At 37.1% G+C, this 19,390-nt stretch carries 23 protein-coding genes and 1 tRNA gene; 17 read left to right on the top strand and 7 right to left on the bottom strand.

Annotation, left to right across the window (positions count from 1 at the left end; all coding sequences use genetic code 11):
• Positions 1 to 64 precede the first annotated feature (64 nt).
• Complete coding sequence (locus V5N67_RS05580; protein WP_332060911.1) at positions 65 to 1,141, top strand: COX15/CtaA family protein; 1,077 nt, start codon at positions 65 to 67, stop codon at positions 1,139 to 1,141.
• Between the two features lie 20 nt (positions 1,142 to 1,161).
• On the opposite strand, the gene argC is transcribed toward V5N67_RS05580, so the two are convergent.
• A complete protein-coding gene (argC, locus tag V5N67_RS05585; RefSeq protein ID WP_332060912.1) occupies positions 1,162 to 2,097 on the bottom strand; it encodes an N-acetyl-gamma-glutamyl-phosphate reductase in 936 nt (311 codons plus the stop codon).
• Positions 2,098 to 2,347: 250 nt separating this feature from the next.
• On the opposite strand from argC, the gene glyA reads away from it, so the two are divergent.
• The 6 genes from glyA (at position 2,348) to nusB (ending at position 6,892) form a co-directional block, all read left to right on the top strand.
• Positions 2,348 to 3,652, top strand: a complete 1,305-nt coding sequence (gene glyA, locus V5N67_RS05590) for a serine hydroxymethyltransferase (RefSeq protein ID WP_332060913.1) — start codon at positions 2,348 to 2,350, stop codon at positions 3,650 to 3,652.
• A 21-nt stretch (positions 3,653 to 3,673) separates the two neighbouring features.
• A complete protein-coding gene (gene nrdR / locus V5N67_RS05595) occupies positions 3,674 to 4,156 on the top strand; it encodes a transcriptional regulator NrdR (RefSeq protein WP_332060914.1) in 483 nt (160 codons plus the stop codon).
• Positions 4,149 to 5,276 carry a bifunctional diaminohydroxyphosphoribosylaminopyrimidine deaminase/5-amino-6-(5-phosphoribosylamino)uracil reductase RibD gene (gene ribD, locus V5N67_RS05600; protein ID WP_332060915.1) on the top strand — a complete coding sequence of 376 codons (1,128 nt, stop codon included), beginning with the start codon at positions 4,149 to 4,151 and terminating at the stop codon, positions 5,274 to 5,276. The genes nrdR and ribD overlap by 8 nt, the downstream gene beginning before the upstream one ends.
• Positions 5,258 to 5,875 (top strand): riboflavin synthase, encoded by a 618-nt coding sequence (locus tag V5N67_RS05605; RefSeq protein WP_332060916.1) that lies wholly within the window; start codon positions 5,258 to 5,260, stop codon positions 5,873 to 5,875. The genes ribD and V5N67_RS05605 overlap by 19 nt, the downstream gene beginning before the upstream one ends.
• Before the next feature lie 79 nt (positions 5,876 to 5,954).
• Complete coding sequence (locus V5N67_RS05610) at positions 5,955 to 6,413, top strand: 6,7-dimethyl-8-ribityllumazine synthase (RefSeq protein ID WP_332060917.1); 459 nt, start codon at positions 5,955 to 5,957, stop codon at positions 6,411 to 6,413.
• Between the two features lie 2 nt (positions 6,414 to 6,415).
• Positions 6,416 to 6,892, top strand: a complete 477-nt coding sequence (gene nusB, locus V5N67_RS05615) for a transcription antitermination factor NusB (protein ID WP_332060918.1) — start codon at positions 6,416 to 6,418, stop codon at positions 6,890 to 6,892.
• A 47-nt stretch (positions 6,893 to 6,939) separates the two neighbouring features.
• On the opposite strand, the gene V5N67_RS05620 is transcribed toward nusB, so the two are convergent.
• A complete protein-coding gene (locus V5N67_RS05620) occupies positions 6,940 to 7,419 on the bottom strand; it encodes an outer membrane protein assembly factor BamE (RefSeq protein ID WP_332060944.1) in 480 nt (159 codons plus the stop codon).
• Positions 7,420 to 7,659: 240 nt separating this feature from the next.
• Here V5N67_RS05620 and V5N67_RS05625 point away from each other — a divergent pair, with 240 nt between their 5' ends.
• From V5N67_RS05625 to V5N67_RS05645, 5 genes are all read left to right on the top strand, one after another.
• Positions 7,660 to 8,217 (top strand): YceD family protein, encoded by a 558-nt coding sequence (locus V5N67_RS05625; protein WP_332060919.1) that lies wholly within the window; start codon positions 7,660 to 7,662, stop codon positions 8,215 to 8,217.
• 152 nt (positions 8,218 to 8,369) lie between these two features.
• Positions 8,370 to 9,440: a phosphate acyltransferase PlsX gene (plsX, locus tag V5N67_RS05630; RefSeq protein ID WP_332060920.1), complete on the top strand. Its 1,071-nt coding sequence runs from the start codon at positions 8,370 to 8,372 to the stop codon at positions 9,438 to 9,440.
• Positions 9,441 to 9,489: 49 nt separating this feature from the next.
• Positions 9,490 to 10,464, top strand: coding sequence for a beta-ketoacyl-ACP synthase III (locus tag V5N67_RS05635; RefSeq protein ID WP_332060921.1), 975 nt, complete (start codon positions 9,490 to 9,492; stop codon positions 10,462 to 10,464).
• Between the two features lie 76 nt (positions 10,465 to 10,540).
• The gene (locus V5N67_RS05640) at positions 10,541 to 10,864 is read left to right on the top strand and encodes an integration host factor subunit alpha (RefSeq protein ID WP_332060922.1); all 324 of its coding nucleotides are present in this window, start codon (positions 10,541 to 10,543) and stop codon (positions 10,862 to 10,864) included.
• 160 nt (positions 10,865 to 11,024) lie between these two features.
• Positions 11,025 to 11,528 carry a MerR family transcriptional regulator gene (locus V5N67_RS05645; RefSeq protein WP_332060923.1) on the top strand — a complete coding sequence of 168 codons (504 nt, stop codon included), beginning with the start codon at positions 11,025 to 11,027 and terminating at the stop codon, positions 11,526 to 11,528.
• Positions 11,529 to 11,572: 44 nt separating this feature from the next.
• Here the strand turns inward: V5N67_RS05645 and thrS are convergent, their stop codons facing one another.
• The 3 genes from thrS to V5N67_RS05660 form a co-directional block, all read right to left on the bottom strand.
• The gene (gene thrS, locus V5N67_RS05650) at positions 11,573 to 13,549 is read right to left on the bottom strand and encodes a threonine--tRNA ligase (RefSeq protein WP_332060924.1); all 1,977 of its coding nucleotides are present in this window, start codon (positions 13,547 to 13,549) and stop codon (positions 11,573 to 11,575) included.
• Positions 13,550 to 13,669: 120 nt separating this feature from the next.
• Positions 13,670 to 14,020 (bottom strand): membrane protein insertion efficiency factor YidD, encoded by a 351-nt coding sequence (gene yidD, locus V5N67_RS05655; protein ID WP_332060925.1) that lies wholly within the window; start codon positions 14,018 to 14,020, stop codon positions 13,670 to 13,672.
• Positions 14,021 to 14,449 carry an iron-sulfur cluster assembly scaffold protein gene (locus V5N67_RS05660; RefSeq protein ID WP_332060926.1) on the bottom strand — a complete coding sequence of 143 codons (429 nt, stop codon included), beginning with the start codon at positions 14,447 to 14,449 and terminating at the stop codon, positions 14,021 to 14,023.
• Positions 14,450 to 14,574: 125 nt separating this feature from the next.
• On the opposite strand from V5N67_RS05660, the gene folE reads away from it, so the two are divergent.
• The 5 genes from folE (at position 14,575) to V5N67_RS05685 (ending at position 18,217) form a co-directional block, all read left to right on the top strand.
• Entirely contained in the window at positions 14,575 to 15,192 is a 618-nt protein-coding gene (folE, locus tag V5N67_RS05665; protein WP_332060927.1) for a GTP cyclohydrolase I FolE, read from the top strand.
• Between the two features lie 112 nt (positions 15,193 to 15,304).
• Positions 15,305 to 15,389 (top strand) — tRNA-Leu (locus V5N67_RS05670).
• Positions 15,390 to 15,587: 198 nt separating this feature from the next.
• Positions 15,588 to 16,760, top strand: coding sequence for an alpha/beta hydrolase (locus V5N67_RS05675; protein WP_442879248.1), 1,173 nt, complete (start codon positions 15,588 to 15,590; stop codon positions 16,758 to 16,760).
• A gap of 130 nt (positions 16,761 to 16,890) precedes the next feature.
• Positions 16,891 to 17,379, top strand: coding sequence for a hypothetical protein (locus tag V5N67_RS05680; protein ID WP_332060929.1), 489 nt, complete (start codon positions 16,891 to 16,893; stop codon positions 17,377 to 17,379).
• Between the two features lie 472 nt (positions 17,380 to 17,851).
• Positions 17,852 to 18,217 (top strand): response regulator, encoded by a 366-nt coding sequence (locus V5N67_RS05685; protein WP_332060930.1) that lies wholly within the window; start codon positions 17,852 to 17,854, stop codon positions 18,215 to 18,217.
• A gap of 132 nt (positions 18,218 to 18,349) precedes the next feature.
• Here V5N67_RS05685 and rpsI read toward each other — a convergent pair whose 3' ends face one another.
• Both rpsI and rplM read right to left on the bottom strand, forming a co-directional pair.
• Positions 18,350 to 18,835 (bottom strand): 30S ribosomal protein S9, encoded by a 486-nt coding sequence (rpsI, locus tag V5N67_RS05690; RefSeq protein WP_332060931.1) that lies wholly within the window; start codon positions 18,833 to 18,835, stop codon positions 18,350 to 18,352.
• Positions 18,836 to 18,837: 2 nt separating this feature from the next.
• Positions 18,838 to 19,302, bottom strand: coding sequence for a 50S ribosomal protein L13 (gene rplM / locus V5N67_RS05695; protein WP_332060932.1), 465 nt, complete (start codon positions 19,300 to 19,302; stop codon positions 18,838 to 18,840).
• Positions 19,303 to 19,390 lie beyond the last annotated feature (88 nt).

Raw genomic sequence — 19,390 nt, forward strand, 5'->3', positions numbered from 1 at the left:
GATTTAATTTCAAAGTTTAAAAAATACTTGTGCGTGGAGATAGACAGGCGTGGGGTGATTAAAGATGGCAGTAGAGAGATTAGATGATGTTATTTTAGTCCCATTGCAAAAAAAGCATCGGAAACAAATCCGAGTGTGGCTTGATTCTATTTTATTACTGTGTTTAGCAATTGTTTTAGTGGGAGGAGCTACTCGCCTGACGGGATCAGGGTTATCGATAACCGAATGGAAACCAATTCATGGCATGATTCCACCTATTGGTGTGGAGCAATGGCAGGAAGAATTTTCGAAGTATCAGCAGATAGCGCAATATAAGCTCCTTAATCGCGATATGACATTAAGTGCATTTAAAGTCATTTTTTGGTGGGAATGGGGTCATCGTGTTCTTGGGCGTCTTGTCGGTCTTGTGGCATTGTTTGGTTTAATTTGGTTTTGGGCAAATAAGCGTGTTGAAAAAAATATTCTGCTTCCAATTAGTATTGTGCCAGTTCTTATCGCTATTCAAGGTGCGATTGGTTGGTGGATGGTGGCTTCAGGTATTGGTCAAAGCAATCTGACAAGCGTGAGCCAGTATCGTTTAGCATTTCATCTTATAACAGCATGTTTTGTTATTATTTTTGTTACTTATCTGTCTCGAGGACTTATAGAATATTCAGAAAAGCCAACAAATAAAATGATTCAACATTTTGCTGGTTGGCTTGTTGCTCTTATTTTAGTCGAGATTTATTTGGGTGCTTTAGTTGCAGGATTGCATGCGGGTAAAGCTTATAATACGTGGCCACTTATGGACGGTCAAGTCATTCCCGATGGATTGCTGAATCATAATCCCGTTTGGCTTAATTTTTTTGAAAATCCGTTAACTGTTCAATTTGTTCACCGTTTTTTTGCTTATTTTTTGTTTATTGTAGCCATTATTCATGCTTTATATGTACAAAAAAATGTTCCACATTCAACGCATTCTCGTCGTGCATTTTTGATATGTATTATGATAGTTATTCAGGCACTTTTGGGGATTATTACATTGTTAAATGAAGTTCCAATAATTTTGGGACTCATCCATCAAAGCGTTGCATTAGTGATATTATGTTTTTCAGTTGCACATTGGCGCGCAACAAAGGGAGCATATCCTGTTAGTAAATAAGAATTTGCTATCAGTACAATTTAATTACCTAAAAGCATTAAGTCGAGATTTTGAACAGCAGCTGCAGATGCACCTTTCCCCAAATTATCTAGTATGGCGCATAGATTAAAAATACCTTCATTCTCATCGCCAAAAACAAATAGTTTCATGCCATCTTTATGTGCTAGGCATTCTGGGCTGAGTTTGGTAAGGGTCTCGGTTTCTTTTTGTGATGCAATCGATATGACATTTTGTCCATCGTAATGATTTGCGAAAATTTCGCGTAGATCAGAGCAATTCGCTGATTTTGTAAATAAGTTACGATGTAATGGAAGATTTATAATCATTCCTTGAGGGAAATGACCGACACTTGGTACAAAAATGGGTGTTTGGTTGATTTGTCCATAAGTTTTAATTTCTGGCACATGTTTATGTTTCAGATTGAGAGCATAGATAAAATAACTTTCCCGACTATTGTTTTGTTGAGATTGATTTTCCATTTGTGCAATCAATTGTTTACCACCGCCAGTGTAGCCAGATATTGCATTAATTGATATTGGATAGTAAGCGTCTAGAAGACCAGCTTCGCGAAGTGGTCGAATTAAGCTAATTGCACCAGTAGGATAACATCCAGGGTTTGTTACGTAACGTGCCGATTGGATGCGTTTTTTTTGTCCTGCAGTCATTTCAGGAAAACCATAGATCCAATCTGGTGCAACGCGGTGAGCTGTTGAGCTATCAATGATTCTAATTTTTTTATTGTTTTTGAGCTGATAGACTGTTTCGCGTGCAGCATCATCTGGAAGACATAAAATAGCAATATCAGTTTGGTTAAGATAATCTTTTCGAATATTGATGTTATGTCGATCTGTATGGGGAAGGGAAAGTAATTCTAAATCTGGACGTTTTTTTAGTCGCTTGTGTATTTGTAATCCAGTTGTTCCATGTTCACCATCAATAAAAACTTTTGTCGTCATTCATATCTACCTTGAATTAATTTTGTTTTACCATATTCAGCATGTCACACCATAAATGAGCTTAAATTATTGAATATTTTAGGGATATAAGTCGTTTTATCTATAAAAAATAGTGTAATAAGAGCACGTTATGATAAAATTAATATCAATTTTGCACTTTTTAAAAATAAAAATAATTTAAAATATTTTGTCTGTGCAATTTGCTATGTTATCGTTTATTGCTTCGTTTTTTAATGTTAGGATGTATTTTATGACCAAGCCAGAAAATAGCACGCAAAAGTGCTTTTTTAATAATCATTTACAAACTGTTGATGCCGCAATTTTTGATGCAATTAGAGGAGAATTTGAGCGTCAAAAATATGAAATTGAGCTTATTGCATCAGAAAATATTGTTTCAAGAGCAGTTTTAGAAGCACAAGGGTCGGTTTTAACTAATAAATATGCAGAGGGCTATCCAGGAAATCGTTATTATGGTGGATGTCATTTTGCTGATCAAATTGAAGGACTAGCAATTGAGCGAGCTAAGAAGTTATTTGGTGCTTCTTTTGCGAATGTTCAACCTAATTCAGGTAGTCAAATGAATCAGGCTGTACTTTTGGCTTTGCTTCAACCTAGGGACACATTAATGGGGCTGAGTTTGAATGCTGGTGGTCACCTCACGCATGGATCTCACGTCAATATGTCGGGGAAATGGTTTAATGTTGTTTCCTATGGTGTGCGTCAAGAAGATCAGCTTCTTGATATGGAGGAAGTTGAGCGTCTTGCAAAAGAACATAAGCCAAAGCTTATTTTTGCAGGTGGGACAGCTTATTCGCGGATATGGGACTGGAAACGATTTCGTGAAATTGCCGATGAAATTGGAGCATATTTAGTGGTCGATATGGCTCATATCGCAGGTTTAGTTGCTGCTGGTGCTCATCCTTCTCCTGTTCCATATGCACATATTGTTACTTCCACAACACATAAATCACTGCGTGGTCCTCGTGGTGGTATGATATTGACAAATGATGAAGAGTTAGCCAAAAAAGTTAATATGGCAGTTTTCCCAGGTCTTCAAGGTGGTCCTCTCATGCATGTGATTGCTGGCAAGGCGGTGGCGCTAGGAGAAGCTTTGCAGCCTGCTTTCAAAGATTATATTGCTAATGTGGTTGCTAATGCTAAGACTTTGGCAAAGAGATTGCAGAGTAATGGTTTTAATATTGTTACTGGCGGTACAGATAATCACTTATTGTTGGTTGACTTGCGTTCTAAAAACTTAAAAGGAAGATTCGCAGAATTGGCTTTGGGACGTGCTGGCATTATCTGTAACAAAAATAGCATACCTTTTGATACAGAAAAACCATTTGTAACCTCAGGTATTCGTTTAGGGACACCCGCGGCAACAACGCGTGGTTTTGCAGAAAATGAGTTTATTCAAGTTGCTGATTTAATTACAGAAGTTCTTGAAGGTCTCAGGATAACAAAAAGTGATGAGGACAATAGTGTAGTTGAAATGGCTGTTAAGGAAAAAGTAAAAGACATGACGAATAATTTCCCTCTTTATTCTGATCTGTGAGCTTGTTAAGAGTGTAAGAAGATGCGTTGTCCTTACTGTCAATCTGAGGATACACAAGTTAAAGATTCGCGCCCTACTGAGGAGGGTGCGGTCATTCGACGGCGACGTGTATGTTCTATTTGTGGTGGGCGTTTTACGACTTTTGAACGTGTTCAATTGCGTAACTTCTTAGTTTCTAAAAAAAGTGGTCAATGTGAACCTTTTGATCGTGATAAATTGATGCGATCAGTTGATGTAGCTGTGCGTAAACGCAATATTGATCCTGACCATGTTGAACAAGCAATTTCTGGCATTGTTCGTCAGCTTGAGAGCTTAGGAGAGCCTGAGATTGCTTCAGAAAGAATTGGGCGTCTTGTGATGGAAGCGTTGAAGAGTATTGATGATATTGCTTATATTCGTTTTGCCTCTGTTTATCGAGATTTTCGTAATGCAAGCGATTTTCATGATATTATAGATGAGTTGTCAAAGGATATAACGGATACAGAATCTTGTTTCAATGAATAACAAAGCGCAAGATGAACGATATATGGGCGCAGCTATCCGTTTGGCAGAACGTCATATCGGTCTTACTGGTACAAACCCCTCTGTTGGCGCATTAATCACGCGCAATGATGATAATGGGGAAATATCCATTGTTGGTTATGGTGTAACTGCTATTCATGGAAGGCCTCATGCTGAAGTGCAAGCCTTACACATGGCGGGTCCCTTGGCTCATGGTGCCACTGCTTATGTTACTTTGGAACCTTGTTCGCATTATGGTAAGACTGCGCCGTGTGTCAATGCACTTATTAAATCGGGTATTTCGCGGGTTGTTATTGCTCTTACTGATTTAGATAAACGAGTTGATGGTCGTGGTATTGCTCTTTTGCGTACGGCTGGTATTGAAGTTGTGGAAGGAGTTTTGGCTGAAGAAGCTTTTGAAGCATTGTGTACTCATTTATGCATAAAGAAGCTGCAGCGATGTGCCGTCACTTTAAAAATGGCAATTTCTGCAGATAATGGTGTGGGAAAAAAAGGGCAGGGTGGAATAAAAATTAGTGGAATGATTTCCCACACACATACTCATATTTTACGGGCTCAAAATGACGCTATTATTGTTGGTGTTGGCACTATATTAGCGGATAATCCACAGCTAAATTGTCGCTTGCCAGGACTGGGAAAACGTTCGCCTATACGTATTATTTTAGATATAGACTTACGTATTCCCCTTGATGCAAAGGTTGTTCAAACGGCAACAAAAATTCCTACATGGATTATTTGTGATGCAGGTCTTTCAAAGGAAAGCAAAAAAATAGCACTTAAACAATGTGGTGTATCTGTATATTCAGTAGAGTCTAGCAATGGTTGTATGCAGCCCTTTTCTATTTTACAATTACTTTATCAACTTGGGATCAATAATGCTTTACTTGAGGGAGGAGTAAAGACAGGAGAAGTGTTCTTAAATGCTGGTTGTGTAGATCATTTAATATGCTTTTATGCACCTATTATTTTAGGCGAAAGCCGTGTTGAAGCTCCCCATTTTAGAAAATATTTTTCAGAGTTTCGTGAAGTTGAGACAAGAATGTTTGGCAATGACCGTTTTTGTAAGTGGAGGCGTAAGACACTATGTTCACAGGGATTGTAACGGATATTGGTTGTGTTGAAGATGTTAAATCTTTAAAGCAAGGGGTGCGTTTAAATATTTCTACACACTACGACATGGAAAATTTAGAAATTGGAGCATCAATTGCATGTTCAGGGATTTGTTTGACGATCGTTGAAAAAGCTGAAAAACCAACGATTAACACTTGGTTTGCAGTGGAGGCGTGGGAAGAAACATTGCGTTTGACTAATCTTGCGCAATGGACAAAAGGGACTTTTGTTAATTTGGAACGTTCGCTACGATTTGGTGATGAAATGGGCGGGCATTTGGTTTCTGGTCACATTGATGGTTTGGCTGAAATTATTAATCAGAAAAATGAAGGTGATGCAGTTCGTTTTTTCATAAAAGCTCCAACACGATTGATGCCCTTTATTACAGGTAAAGGCTCTGTTGCGCTTAATGGAACGTCTCTCACCGTTAATTGCGTTGAGAATAACATTTTTGATGTTCTTATTATTCGTCATACACTTGAAGTGACGACTTGGGGACAAGCTAAAGTTGGCGATCAAGTTAATTTAGAAATTGATCAATTTGCTCGTTATGCTGCCCAATTTTCTGGCTTTAAAATGCAAGCTGAATAAGCTAAAAATTGATTATGTTTTTTTAATTGTATGTTTTAAATACACAAAGTTTATTGGTTTATTTTGATGAGAGTTCATTATGATGAAAGAAATGCATAAAAAGGCGCGTATATTGATTGTTGAAGCGCGTTTTTATAGTAAAATCTCCGATGCACTTCTTGCAGGTGCAGTGACCACTTTACAAAAGGCTGAATCAAGTTACGATATTGTAACAGTTCCGGGAGCATTAGAAATACCAGCTGCAATAGCTTTTGTCGAAAAAAATAGTAAGGTGTCTTATGATGGCTATGTAGCACTTGGTTGTATTATTCGGGGTGAAACATATCATTTTGAAATTGTTGCTAATAATTCCTGTCGAGCATTGATGGATTTAACTGTCCATAAAAATTTGGCTATTGGAAATGGTATTTTGACTGTTGAAGATGAAAAACAAGCATGGGTGCGTGCAAAACAGGACGAAAAAAATAAAGGTGGTTTCGCTGCTGAAGCTGCTTTATGTATGATTGCTCTGAAAAAGGGATTTGGAGATAATCATTAAATATGGCTGATATAGAAAGCAAACATTTTTCGCGTTTAGCTAATAAACGTGGAGCAGCAAGACTCGCTGCAGTACAAGCACTTTATCAAATGGATATGGTTGGGACTGGTGTTATGGAAACGGCAGCTGAGTATGAGGCTTATCGTTTAGGAAAAGATATTGATGGAGATCAGTACCTTGATGCTGATTTTCAATGGTTCTTGGCTATAATAACTGGTGTTGTGCAAGATCAAAAGCAGCTTGACCCTACGCTTCATCAACAGCTTTCTGCAGAATGGTCACTTTCGCGCCTTGATTCTATATTGCGAGCGATTTTGCGTGCAGGTTTATGGGAATTGGTCAACCGTGAAGATGTTCCTGTTGCTGTTGTTGTAAGTGAATATGTTGATATAGCAAAAGCATTTTTTGAAGGTGATGAACCAAAGCTCGTCAATGCAGTTCTTGATAATATAGCGAAAGAAGTCCGCCTTCAAAAATAGTAGATACAACCCTAATGTTATCAGGGTTGTATGCAGGGCATTAAAACTTAGTTTTGAATTGGAAAATTCGCAGAGCCTTTAATTATTTGAAGCAAGAAAGACTGCTCTTTTGTTGCTGTTGGTGTTACTTGCGCGATAAAATCAAATATTTGACCATCTTGTAGACCATAATTTGCTATTTTGGTAACTTGGTTATTTTTATTGAAGTAGATAGCTAAAACTTTGCGATCAATGATTTTTGATTTCATAAATTGCATACTACGGTAGCGAGTTTGTGAAATATAATAGAAGACATCATTATCATACTTCGTCTTTAGTGAAGGGGTTCCTAGAGTTAAAATAACTTGCTCCTGACTTGAGCCAACAGAAATAGAATCAAGAGCACTTTTATCAAGAATATAACCCTCTCTATATATCTGACTTGAACCTGAGGAATCAATTAAACGACAACCAGAAATTGCCGCCATACTTATTATTAACAGACTAATCAATAATTTACATTTGACTACATCCACTATGTGGGGCATCTGAAACAATGATATCTCCATTTTGTAGTTAGATATTTTATAGTTAGATATATGACGAAAAAGGAATCTCAAATTTTTTCTCATTTAGGCTTAATCTGCCGTAGCTTACACTGAGCTTCCCTGTTATAAAGCGAATTATGCCATATAGAGTTTCTTTAGAAAAGCAAAAAATGATAAAATGTAACTTTGCCAAATAAAAAGCGCAGTATATTAAGCCTCATTTATATTTAGGAGTTGCCAATGAATGTTCAAAATGTTTCTCAGATGACATTTGCTTTGGCTTATCCAATATCCGTACGTTCATTACCTGCCAAGGGTATAAGGGTTCATATTTGTGCAAATCAACGAGAGTGTGCAAATTTAGCTAAGAATCATGATTTGGTTAAAGTGAAATCTTGTGAGGGAGAATTTCATATCTTTCCGTCGAAAAAACGTGGAGTACGCGTAAAAGGAATATTGCGAGCACATATAATACAATCATGTGTTATCACATTAGAACCGCTAGAAAATACTCTTTATGAAAAAATAGAAGTTGTTTTTGTCCCTGAAAACTCAAATTTAATGAAGCCAAAAATATCAGATGATACAGGTGAATTGTTTTTAGATGCGGAAGGGTTAGATGTGCCAGAAGTTTTTTATGACGATAAAATTGATATAGGTGCAGTTATGGAAGAATTTTTTGAGTTGTCAATTGATCATTACCCACGCAAAAAAGGTATAAGCATGAGTGTTATTGAAAGTTCAGATGAAATTGAGAAAAAAATATCACCATTTTCTATTTTGAAAGATTGGAAGTGAGTATAAATACATAAAAAAAATATTTATTGTATACTAAAATAAAAACGGTATTTTCTGCGAAGCGATCTGTATGATACGCTTCGCGATTTTTCGGTCGTAAAAAATTGCAATGAATTTAAAAGCATAAATTTAAAAATGTAGGATATGCAAGAGTGATTAGAATTTCCGTGGATGTAATGGGTGGTGATCATGGTCCAGAAGTAACTATTGCGGGAGCAGCAATTGCACAAAAATATTTGCCCAATGTTTATTTTTTGTTTTATGGGATAGATGAAGCTGTTAAGCCAGTTTTGAAAAAGTATCCTTGCTTGGCTTCTGTATCAAGCTTTTATTCCACAGAAAGTTATACGCGTATGGATGAAAAGCCAAGCCAAGCACTTCGTATTGGGCGTGGCAAATCATCAATGTGGTATGCGATTGAAGCTGTAAAAAATGGTGAAGCTGATGTTTGCATCTCTGCTGGTAACACGGGTGCGCTCATGGCAATGTCTTATTTTTGTTTAAAAATGATGGCAGAAGCTGAACGTCCTGGGATTGCTGGTATTTGGCCAACACTTCGCAGTGAGAGTATCGTTTTGGATATTGGTGCAACGATTGGTGCATCTGCTAGCCAGTTGGTTGATTTGGCAGTGATGGGGGCAGGTATGTTTCGCACCTTATATCATACCGAGAGACCAAGTGTTGGGCTTTTAAATGTTGGTGTTGAGGAAGTTAAAGGTCTTTATGCAATCAAAAAGGCTGGAATGATATTGCGTGAAGTCCAATTAGAAGGACTGGAGTATAAAGGGTTTGTTGAAGGGAGTGATATTGGAAAAGGAGTAGTAGATGTTGTTGTAACGGAAGGGTTTTCTGGTAATATTGCTTTAAAAACAGCAGAAGGGACTGCACGACAGATAGGGGAGCTTTTGAGTACTGCTATGCGCAGTTCTTTTTTTTCATATCTTGGTTACTTTTTTTCGCGAAGTGCTTTTCGTACACTGAAGCATAAAATGGATCCCGACAGAGTTAATGGTGGAGTGCTTTTAGGTTTGAACGGTGTTGTGATAAAAAGTCATGGCGGTGCAAATGCTGGTGGTTTTGCTTCTGCTATTCGTGTTGGTTATGAAATGGTTAATAATGAACTTTTAAAAAAAATAACTGATGACTTAAGACGATTTCACGAAAATAAAGAGAAACTTTTGGATAAAGAAGATAAGGTAATATTAAAGGGGGAGACCGTATGATCAGTATTTATAATGCAAATAAAAAAAATCAAGAAAAGGTTAGGGGCGAATGATTCGATCAGTTGTGTGTGGTGTGGGAAGTGCCTTGCCAAAAAAGAGCTTATCGAATGATGAGGTTGCAAAATTTGTTGAAACATCTGATTCGTGGATCATTCAGCGTACAGGAATACGTCAACGTTATATTGCCAATGAAAATGAAACAACTGTTTCTTTAGGAGTAAAAGCTGCACAAGCTGCACTTGTTAATGCTGGTTTAACAATAAAAGATATTGATTGTATTATTTTAGCAACGTCAACGCCAAACCATACATTTCCTGCTTCTGCTGTTGAGATTCAGCATGCCTTGGGAATGAATCATGGGTTTGCTTTTGATATTCAAGCTGTTTGCTCTGGTTTTATTTTTGCTTTAACAACGGGAGACGCTTATTTACGTGGTGGGCTAGCAAAAAGGATTTTGGTTATTGGATCTGAAACGTTTTCTCGAATTTTAGATTGGAAAGATCGCACAACATGTGTTTTGTTTGGTGATGGTGCAGGTGCTGCTATTTTAGAAGCGCAGAAAGTTGAAGGTAATTTTGCTTCTGATTGTGGTATATTGTCTGCCAAATTGCGCTCTGATGGTGCATATAGAGATAAGCTGTACGTTGATGGTGGTCCTTCAACAACGCAAACAACAGGCTATTTACGTATGGAGGGACGAGAAGTTTTTAAATATGCAGTTGGCATGATAACTGATGTGGTTGATGAGTGTTTTACAGCTGCAGGTATGAATTCTTCACAATTAGATTGGTTTGTGCCTCATCAGGCCAATAAACGTATTATTGAAGCATCAGCTAAAAAGCTGGGAATTGCTAACGATAAAGTTGTAATCACCATTGATCAACATGGTAATACGTCTGCAGCATCAGTTCCATTGGCTTTAACAACAGCTATTCATGATGGAAGAATTAAAAAAGGAGATCTCATTATGTTGGAAGCTATGGGGGGCGGATTTACATGGGGAGCAGTTCTTATTCGCTGGTAGGTTATAGCTGCTTGACCATATTTGAATAAAACGTATAAATCACTTTATAATTTTTAATTTTGGATAGGTGTTTATAATGACAAGTAAAACAGTAACGCGTGCAGATTTGGCGAGCGTGATTTGTAAGAAAGTGGGCTTGTCACATAGTGAATCAGCAGCTTTGGTTGAATTAGTTTTGGATGAAATTTGTAATTCACTGATAAAAGGTGAAGCAGTTAAATTGTCTTCTTTTGCAACTTTTCAAGTTCGCAATAAAAATGAACGAATTGGACGCAATCCGAAAACTGGTGTAGAAGCGCCTATACCATCGCGGCGAGTGGTGACGTTCAAGGCTGCAAATGTACTGAAACAAAGAATTTTAGATTCACATCGTGCAAAACAAAAAAATGATGTCACATAAGTAAGCGCTGTCATTATTATGCTATTTATTAAAAAAACTTATATAGGATCAATATTTGAATTTCATTTCAATAAATTCAATTTTTGTTAATTTTTTGAACAATTAAAACTTGATTAATCGCTATAAAATTATTTGTATAGTTTAGATAAGGTGTTGCAAAATGGATAAGAGCTCTGATGCTTTTCGCACAATTAGCGAAGTCGCTGAGTTGTTGGGGCTTCCACAGCATGTGTTAAGATTTTGGGAAACACGTTTTACGCAGATTAAACCGATGAAGCGTGGAGGCGGGAGGCGTTATTATCGTCCAGCTGATGTAGATTTGCTTAACGGTATTAAACAGCTATTGTACGATCAAGGTTATACTATAAAGGGCGTGCAACGTCTTTTAAAAGAGAATGGCATCGCTTTTATTATTGCCTTTGGTAATGGTGATATCGATGCTATGAATATCGTAATGGAAAAAAAACATGCAGGAAAAACATCTGAGACTATCCGCAATAAACCTAAAAAGTCTTCTTTTGGGCTTTTAAGTTTTATGAGGAATGATGCAGAAGAATCTGTTGGTGCTGTTGACACTTACAAGGACAAAACGGATAAAGCATTGTTACAAGAAACGTTATTTGAACTCATTGAATGTAAGCGTGTACTTGACAGAGCACGATAACGACAACGTTCTTATTTTATAGCTTTTTTGCCTTTTGATATATTTTAAGCATTTATTAAACGATGCAAATCTGGGGGGGTAGCTTCATTCGAAAGTTGCTTAATAACTTCTTCTATAGATAAAAAGATCTGATCCGTGCTTCCTAAGCGACGCATACTTACATTGTTGTTTTCAGCTTCACGTTTCCCACATACTAAAATTACAGGAACTTTTTGTAAAGAATGTTCACGTATTTTGTAATTAATTTTTTCATTACGAAGATCTGATGTTACTGAGAGTCCAATGGCTTTAAGCTTTGCCGTTATTTTTTTTGCATATTCATTTGCTTCAGATGTGATTGTTGCTACAACAACTTGTTCGGGCGCAAGCCAAAGCGGCATATGTCCAGCAAAATTTTCTATTAATATACCAAGAAAACGTTCCATTGATCCAAAAATGGCACGGTGAATCATAACAGGCTGGCGTTTTTCGGAATTTTTGTCAATATAGAATGCACCAAAGCGTTCAGGAAGATTAAAGTCTACTTGTGTTGTTCCGCATTGCCATTCGCGACCGATAGCATCCTTCAGTGTATATTCAAATTTTGGCCCATAAAATGCGCCTTCACCTGGAAGGACACTTGTTTTGATTTGCCCTGCAAATTTTGCCTCAATGTCTTTAAGAACAGATGCCATGATATTTTCTGCATGATCCCATAATGCATCAGATCCAACGCGTTTTTCTGGACGTGTTGAAAATTTAAGGCTGATTTCTTTAAAACCGAAATCAGCATAAGCCGATAAAATCAAATCATTAATCTTAAGACATTCATCGGCTAATTGCTCATCTGTGCAAAAAACATGTGCATCATCTTGTGTAAAGCTACGCACACGCATCAGACCGTGCAAAGAACCTGAAGGTTCGTAGCGATGAACAAGACCAAATTCAGCAAGCCTAATAGGCAAATCACGATAAGATTTTAAACCATGTTTAAAAATTTGTACATGTCCAGGACAATTCATGGGTTTGAGAGCATAAATATATTCATCATCCCAATCATCAGCTGCTGGAATTGCTTTGAACATATTTTCTTTGTACCATCCCCAATGACCAGATAACTCCCAAAGTGATCTATCAAGGACTTGCGGTGCATTTACTTCAGCATATTGGTGATCATCGAGGCGTCTACGCATATAGTTGATCAGATTTTGGAACATTTTCCAGCCTTTTTTGTGCCAAAAAATCATTCCCGGTCCTTCTTCTTGGAAATGAAATAAGTCCATTTCACGTCCCAAACGACGATGATCGCGTTTTTCAGCTTCTTCTAGAATGTGCAAATAGGCTTTTAGATCATTTTCGTTAGCAAATGCCGTTCCATAAATTCTCGTTAGCATCGGATTATTGGCATCACCACGCCAATAAGCACCTGCAACTTTCATTAGTTTGAAAGCATTACCAATTTGTCCAGTAGATTGCATGTGTGGACCGCGGCAAAGATCAAACCAATCACCTTGATAATAGACTTTTAAATCTTGATTATCAGGGATATTATCGATCAGCTCAACCTTATAAAGTTCATTTTTTTCAGAAAAAATTTTTCTAGCTTTTTCACGAGACCAAATTTCTTTTCTAAAAAATTTATTGCGCTGGATAATTTCACGCATTTTTTTCTCAATGGTGGAAAGATCATCCAATGTAAAAGGTTGCTGGCGTGCAAAGTCATAATAAAAGCCATTTTCAATGACAGGGCCAATTGTAACTTGCGTTTCAGGAAAAAGCTCTTGTACTGCTTCAGCTAAGACATGTGCACAATCATGGCGTATTAACTCAAGGGCGCGTGGATCTTCGCGAGTAATGATTTCAACCTCACCAGATTGTCCTAATGGGTCTGATAAGTCTCGAATGATTCCATCAAGGCTATAGGCGACTGCTTTTTTTGCAAGTGATTTGGAAATAGATATTGCTAATTCTAACCCCGTCATTTCGGTGGGGTAATCACGTTTTGAACCATCGGGAAAGGAAAGAGAAACGGAACAAGACATAAAACACCCCTTTAATCCAACTCCACAAACATACTGTGGAGAGTTTCATAAAAACTTCGTGGTAATCAGTTAAGGACAACAGGCTTGTTTTCTATCAATACACATATAAAAAGAAAAGAACTATTTGTTATGTTGGGCAGAAATTTTCCAGTAATGCCAAGGTTTATAAAAACAGCAAGAATTTCCAAGAGAGGTAGGTACTGGATCGAAGCCATGTGTTCCAAATGGACCACAACGTATGATACGAAAAAGTCCCATCCATGCACCTGCCCAAAGTCCGTGGCGTGCAATTGCTTCATAAATATACTCTGAACAAGTTGGTGCGTGACGACACTGATTTCCTATAAAATTGGAAAGTGTTACTTGATAGAAACGTATTAATAAAATACCCAATAACCGCCCAGGTGTTTTTCGCCATACTCCTATATAGTTTCGAGTTTGTTTTGTTTTTTGAGAATATGATTCAAGCATTTATTTTTCTTCAATTTGTTTAATACAGTCTATAACAGCATCAAAAACAAGCATTGTTGATGTATGACGCACTTTATAGTTTTTAATGGGCTGTAAGCAAGAAAACGCTTCAAATGGTGCTAAAGGAGGCGGGCCATCTTCTGTGAGCATGTGATAAATAACTTCACGTAACATTTTAAGGTTTTGTGTTGTTTGTCCGATAATGTGATATGCTAAAAGTGAAGCTGAAGCTTGTCCTAGCACACATGCGTGCACATCATGAGCAAAATCTGTAACGATAGAATTTTTTACTTTGAGATCTACAGTAATAGTTGAGCCGCAGAGGCGAGCATGTTTTTTTGATGTCGCATTCGGATCATTAAGACGCCCAATTTTGCTGATACGTGCAGCATATTCAAGTATTTTATCATTATAAATATTGTCAATCATGAGCAATGACCTAAAAATTCGAAAGCCGTGATTGTTTAAGCTTTTAATTCGATTATATAGAAATTATACAGAATGAAATGGACATATAGCAAATGTTTTGTATGTGGTAAGCTTGGAGTTTTAAAATGCATGATGTTAAAGGGGGTACTACAAACCCGTTTTTATATGGGGAAAAACGTCCTGATTTTGAAGAAGTGGAAGCAGCAATTCGTACATTGCTGCTATGGGTGGGAGAAAATCCAAATCGAGAAGGACTTATGGATACTCCTAAGCGCGTAGCTAAAGCATATCGCGAGCTTTTTACCGGTTACAGCGAATCGGTGGAAGAAGTCTTGAGCACGATTTTTGAAGAGGTTTCAGGATATAATGCACCAGTGATAGTGAAAGATATTGCTTTTTATTCACATTGTGAACATCACATGATTCCAATTGTTGGTAAAGCTCATATAGCTTATTTTCCTGATAAAAAAGTTGTTGGTCTTTCAAAACTTGTACGTGTTGTGGATATTTTTTCTCGTCGTTTGCAGACACAAGAAACTATGACAGCTCAAATAGCCGATGCTTTAGCGATATATTTAAAGCCTCGCGGTGTTGCAGTATTGATTGAAGCTGAACACATGTGTATGGCTATGAGAGGAATACAAAGGCAAGGTGCTACAACGATTACAACAAGTTTTCATGGCTATTATGAAAAAGATCAAGTTGCTCAGGCTAATTTTATGATGGCGGTTCGTGGATTGTAATAAAATTTACATTTTGATCAATAAAATAAGTTATGAGAAAGCGAAAATTGGCTTGTACCTTGCTTTGTGATTTGTTAAGAAGTCGAAAATTGGATTTTTGTCTTTACCACGTGTGGTCGTGGCGGAATTGGTAGACGCGCAGCGTTGAGGTCGCTGTGGGGCAACCCGTGGAAGTTCGAGTCTTCTCGACCACACCATTTGTGCTTCCTTTGGCTGGTATGGATGTAGATTAAGAGGGTATGTGCGCATTATAGCGGATTTTTTTGCATATTATTCGTTCAGTGTGCTCTTGATGAAAGCTTCATTTTAGGTTCTTAGGTTTGCCTCTTTGTGCCTGTAAAATGCAGTGGTGACTCTTTTCAGCATGATTAGGTGATGTTGCCGTGAGAAGTGCAATGTTTTTAAGATATTTAATATTCTTTATTTGTATTACTTTATTAACTGCATGCAGTAGATCGCGTGCGGTGCTGTGGCATGGTATTCATGCAACGCCATCTATGGTGGCTGTGCAAAGAGAAGTTGAAGGTGAGCCTATTCCTCCAAAAGCTATCATTCCAGTATATGTTGCAACAAGCCGTATGATGCAAAACAGTTATTCTCAGCCTTACGGGGCAGAGCGATCAAATAAAGTTCACTATAATCGCGTTGATGTGGGAATCCCTCAACAACACGTGAAAGGTGTTGTTGAAACAAACGCATACAAACCTACTCATGATAAGTATTTTGCAGCAGTGGCATTACAAAAGTATGATAACAAGGAACAGTTTAAGCAACAATTAAATACGGCTTTAGCGAAAAAACCAAAAGGAAAAAGAGAAATTTTTCTTTTTATTCATGGTTATAATAATAATTTTGCAGATGGTACATTTCGTACAGCTCAGTTTACTTATGATTATTCTTTGAATGTTGTTGCTGTACACTATTCATGGCCCTCTGCTGGATCAGTTCCCCTTTATATTTATGATCGTGATAGTGCTAATTTTGCACGTGATGGACTCATGGAGCTCTTAACACTCATCAGTGAAACGAATGCAGATCAAATATCGGTTATTGCGCACTCTATGGGAAATTTTGCTACTATGGAAGCGTTCAGGACTCTAGCATTACAAAAAAAATATAAGCCAATTCGTCGTATTACAAGTTTTTTAATGGCTGCGCCAGACATTGATCTTGATGTATTTGAGCGTCAACTTAATGATATTAAAGAATTGCCTAAGCCAACAGCTATTTTGGTATCCCGTGCTGATAAAGCTCTTGCTGTTTCGGGGCGTCTTACAGGTGGGCATCCTCGTGTAGGAGATGGCTCAGATATTGATATACTACGTAAAAATGGCATAGCTGTCTTTGATTTTTCTCATGTTGATGGTGGGGCACACAGTGTATTTGCGTCTTCGCCAACATTGATGGCTCTTTCTCGAGAAGGTTCTTTGGCTTCAACAATTATGCAGGGTACGGAATTATCTCCAAGTCAGGCGATTCTTGCTGATAGTAGTAGTGTTTTAGAGAAAACTACACACCTTATCTTTTATACGCCTATGCGCCTTTTATCTCCATTTGCCCAACCTTAAAATACAAAAAAGTGAAGTTACTCGTCAAAAATATATCGAAATCAGTATTTTTAGCACTTTCTTTAGAATAGTTCTGTAAAGTCAGAAAAAATAGTGGGATGAATGTAAAAGCCAGTCATTAGGTGAGTTGATGGTTGCACAAAAACGCTATGCAGATACATCCACATTGGTTGATTATTTGCCTTATTCCGCAGTTAAGTTGCTAAATATTCATGCTATGCTTTTGAAGGTACAAAAAGAAAACATAGGAGGAAAGCAAAATTTATTGCAGAAAATTGATTCTACTAAAAAACAACTGGATGCGATAAGCTACGCTCTTATTTTAGAGTATCGCAAACGTCAAGAAAGTGAGCACTTCTTAAAACAGGTTTTGGTATCAATTTCTGATCAACTTTTTTCACTTAATAATGATTTCAAAGAAACGGGCCGTCTTTTTTTTCAAGAAATGAGAATACTCCAATCTCAAATGCGGTGTTTTTATGAATGTCAAGAACGACAACATTTGTTGAGTAATCAAAAATTTTCTCATTCTTCATCAAAGATTGATGAAACTATTAAACGGTTGCAAAAAGCACGGGAAAAGCTTACCATTGAAAATCCGCATCTTTTTGAAAAATAATGCTTAAAATTAAAACTATAAATAAAATATTTTTAATTTAATAAAAAATGGAAAAATCAAAAATTAATAACTTATTTTAAAAGTTTAAATAGTTATTTTAAAACAGCAACAACTTATTACGTATTAGTAAAAGCTTATTTGGTTGATTTTATTCATTTTCAATAATCAGTATTTGAGTTAATTTATGTCTGTTTTGCAATGAAACGGTATGAAAACCAACTCTAATATCCATAAATTAGTTAATATGCTAGTTAGAAAAATGTGCGACAATACAATTTTATGAGCGTTTCGGATTCCATTTTATCAACTGGAAAGTGTTGCGATTAGTTTTTTATAATAGAAGAAATGCTTTTATCGCAAATTATTCAGTTTCTTCATGGTTTACAATTTTTTTTATCATTTTATTTTAACTAAGGGATAATGTATTCAGACTTATAGCTATTCTTTATATAGGAAGGGTGGAGTTATATTGATGTCAAAAAAAGTCATGATCGTCGAGGATAATGAGCTTAACATGAAATTATTCCGTGATCTTGTGGAAGCAAGTGGTTACTCAACTGTTGAAACGCGTAACGGTCTTCTTGCGTTAGATTTAGCTCGTTCATCCATGCCTTCTCTCATCCTTATGGATATTCAGTTGCCTGAGGTATCAGGAATCGACATCATTAAGCAGTTAAAAGAAGATAAAGAACTTAAATCTATTCCCATTGTGGCGGTAACAGCTTTTGCCATGAAAGGGGATGAAGAGCGAATTCGTGCAAGTGGATGTGAGGAATATATGTCAAAACCTATCTCTGTTCCTCATTTTATTAGAACGATAAAGCGGTTTTTAGAGTAAATGATTACCAAATTTTTGACGAAATGCTCATGAAAAAAGATGCTGGAAATGCAATTTTATTGAGAGATTAGGTTATACTTAAAAAAAAAGCTCCGTTGAAAACGGAGCTCTGTGTGTTGCGTAAAATAGCGATTAACGTTTAGAAAATTGGAAAGAACGGCGTGCTTTTGCTTTTCCGTATTTTTTACGTTCGACAACACGGCTATCACGTGTAAGAAATCCACCTTTTTTCAAAACTGAACGAAGTTCTGGTTCATAATAGGTTAATGCTTTAGAAATACCATGGCGTACTGCACCTGCTTGCCCTGAAAGACCACCTCCTGCAACAGTTGCAATGATATCAAATTGGCTATCCCTGTTGGCTGCAATAATTGGCTGACGAAGAATCATTCTTAAAACAGGACGAGCAAAATATTTGTCGAATTCCTTATTATTGATAATAATTTTTCCAGAACCTGGTTTGATCCATACGCGAGCGACAGCATTTTTACGTTTCCCTGTTGCATAGGCACGTCCCTGTGAATCAAGCTTTTGTACATGGACAGGAGCGACATTTTCATTAACTTCTGCAGTAATTGCAATTGCACTAAGCTCAGAAAGAGAATTAATTTCAGCCATAATTAAGCAATCCTTTTGTTTTTGCGGTTTAGAGCACCAACGTCAAGAGCTTCAGGCTGTTGTGCTATATGCGGGTGTTGGCTCCCAGCATAAACACGTAGATTCTTTAATTGACGGCGACCGAGTGGTCCACGAGGAATCATACGCTCTACAGCTTTTTCAACGACGCGTTCAGGAAAACGACCTTCAAGAATTTGACGAGCTGTACGCTCTTTAATTCCACCAATATAGCCAGTATGCCAATAATATTTTTTATCTGTATATTTTTTGCCAGTAAGAGCTATTTTGTTTGCATTGATTACAATAACATTGTCACCATCATCGACATGTGGAGTAAATGTAGCTTTATGTTTGCCACGCAAGCGGTTAGCAACGAATGTAGCAAGACGACCTAAAACAAGGTTTTCTGCGTCAATAATAACCCATTTTTTCACCACTTCAGTTGGCTTTTGTGAAAAAGTTGCCATAGAAGTATCCTTTATTGAAACCCATTAACATAAGGGTATTTTTTATTTTTGCGTTGAAGACTATATTATAGCAAAGTGTTTAACGCAC

It is taken from the genome of Bartonella rhinolophi, from assembly GCF_036576165.1.
Classification (GTDB): domain Bacteria; phylum Pseudomonadota; class Alphaproteobacteria; order Rhizobiales; family Rhizobiaceae; genus Bartonella.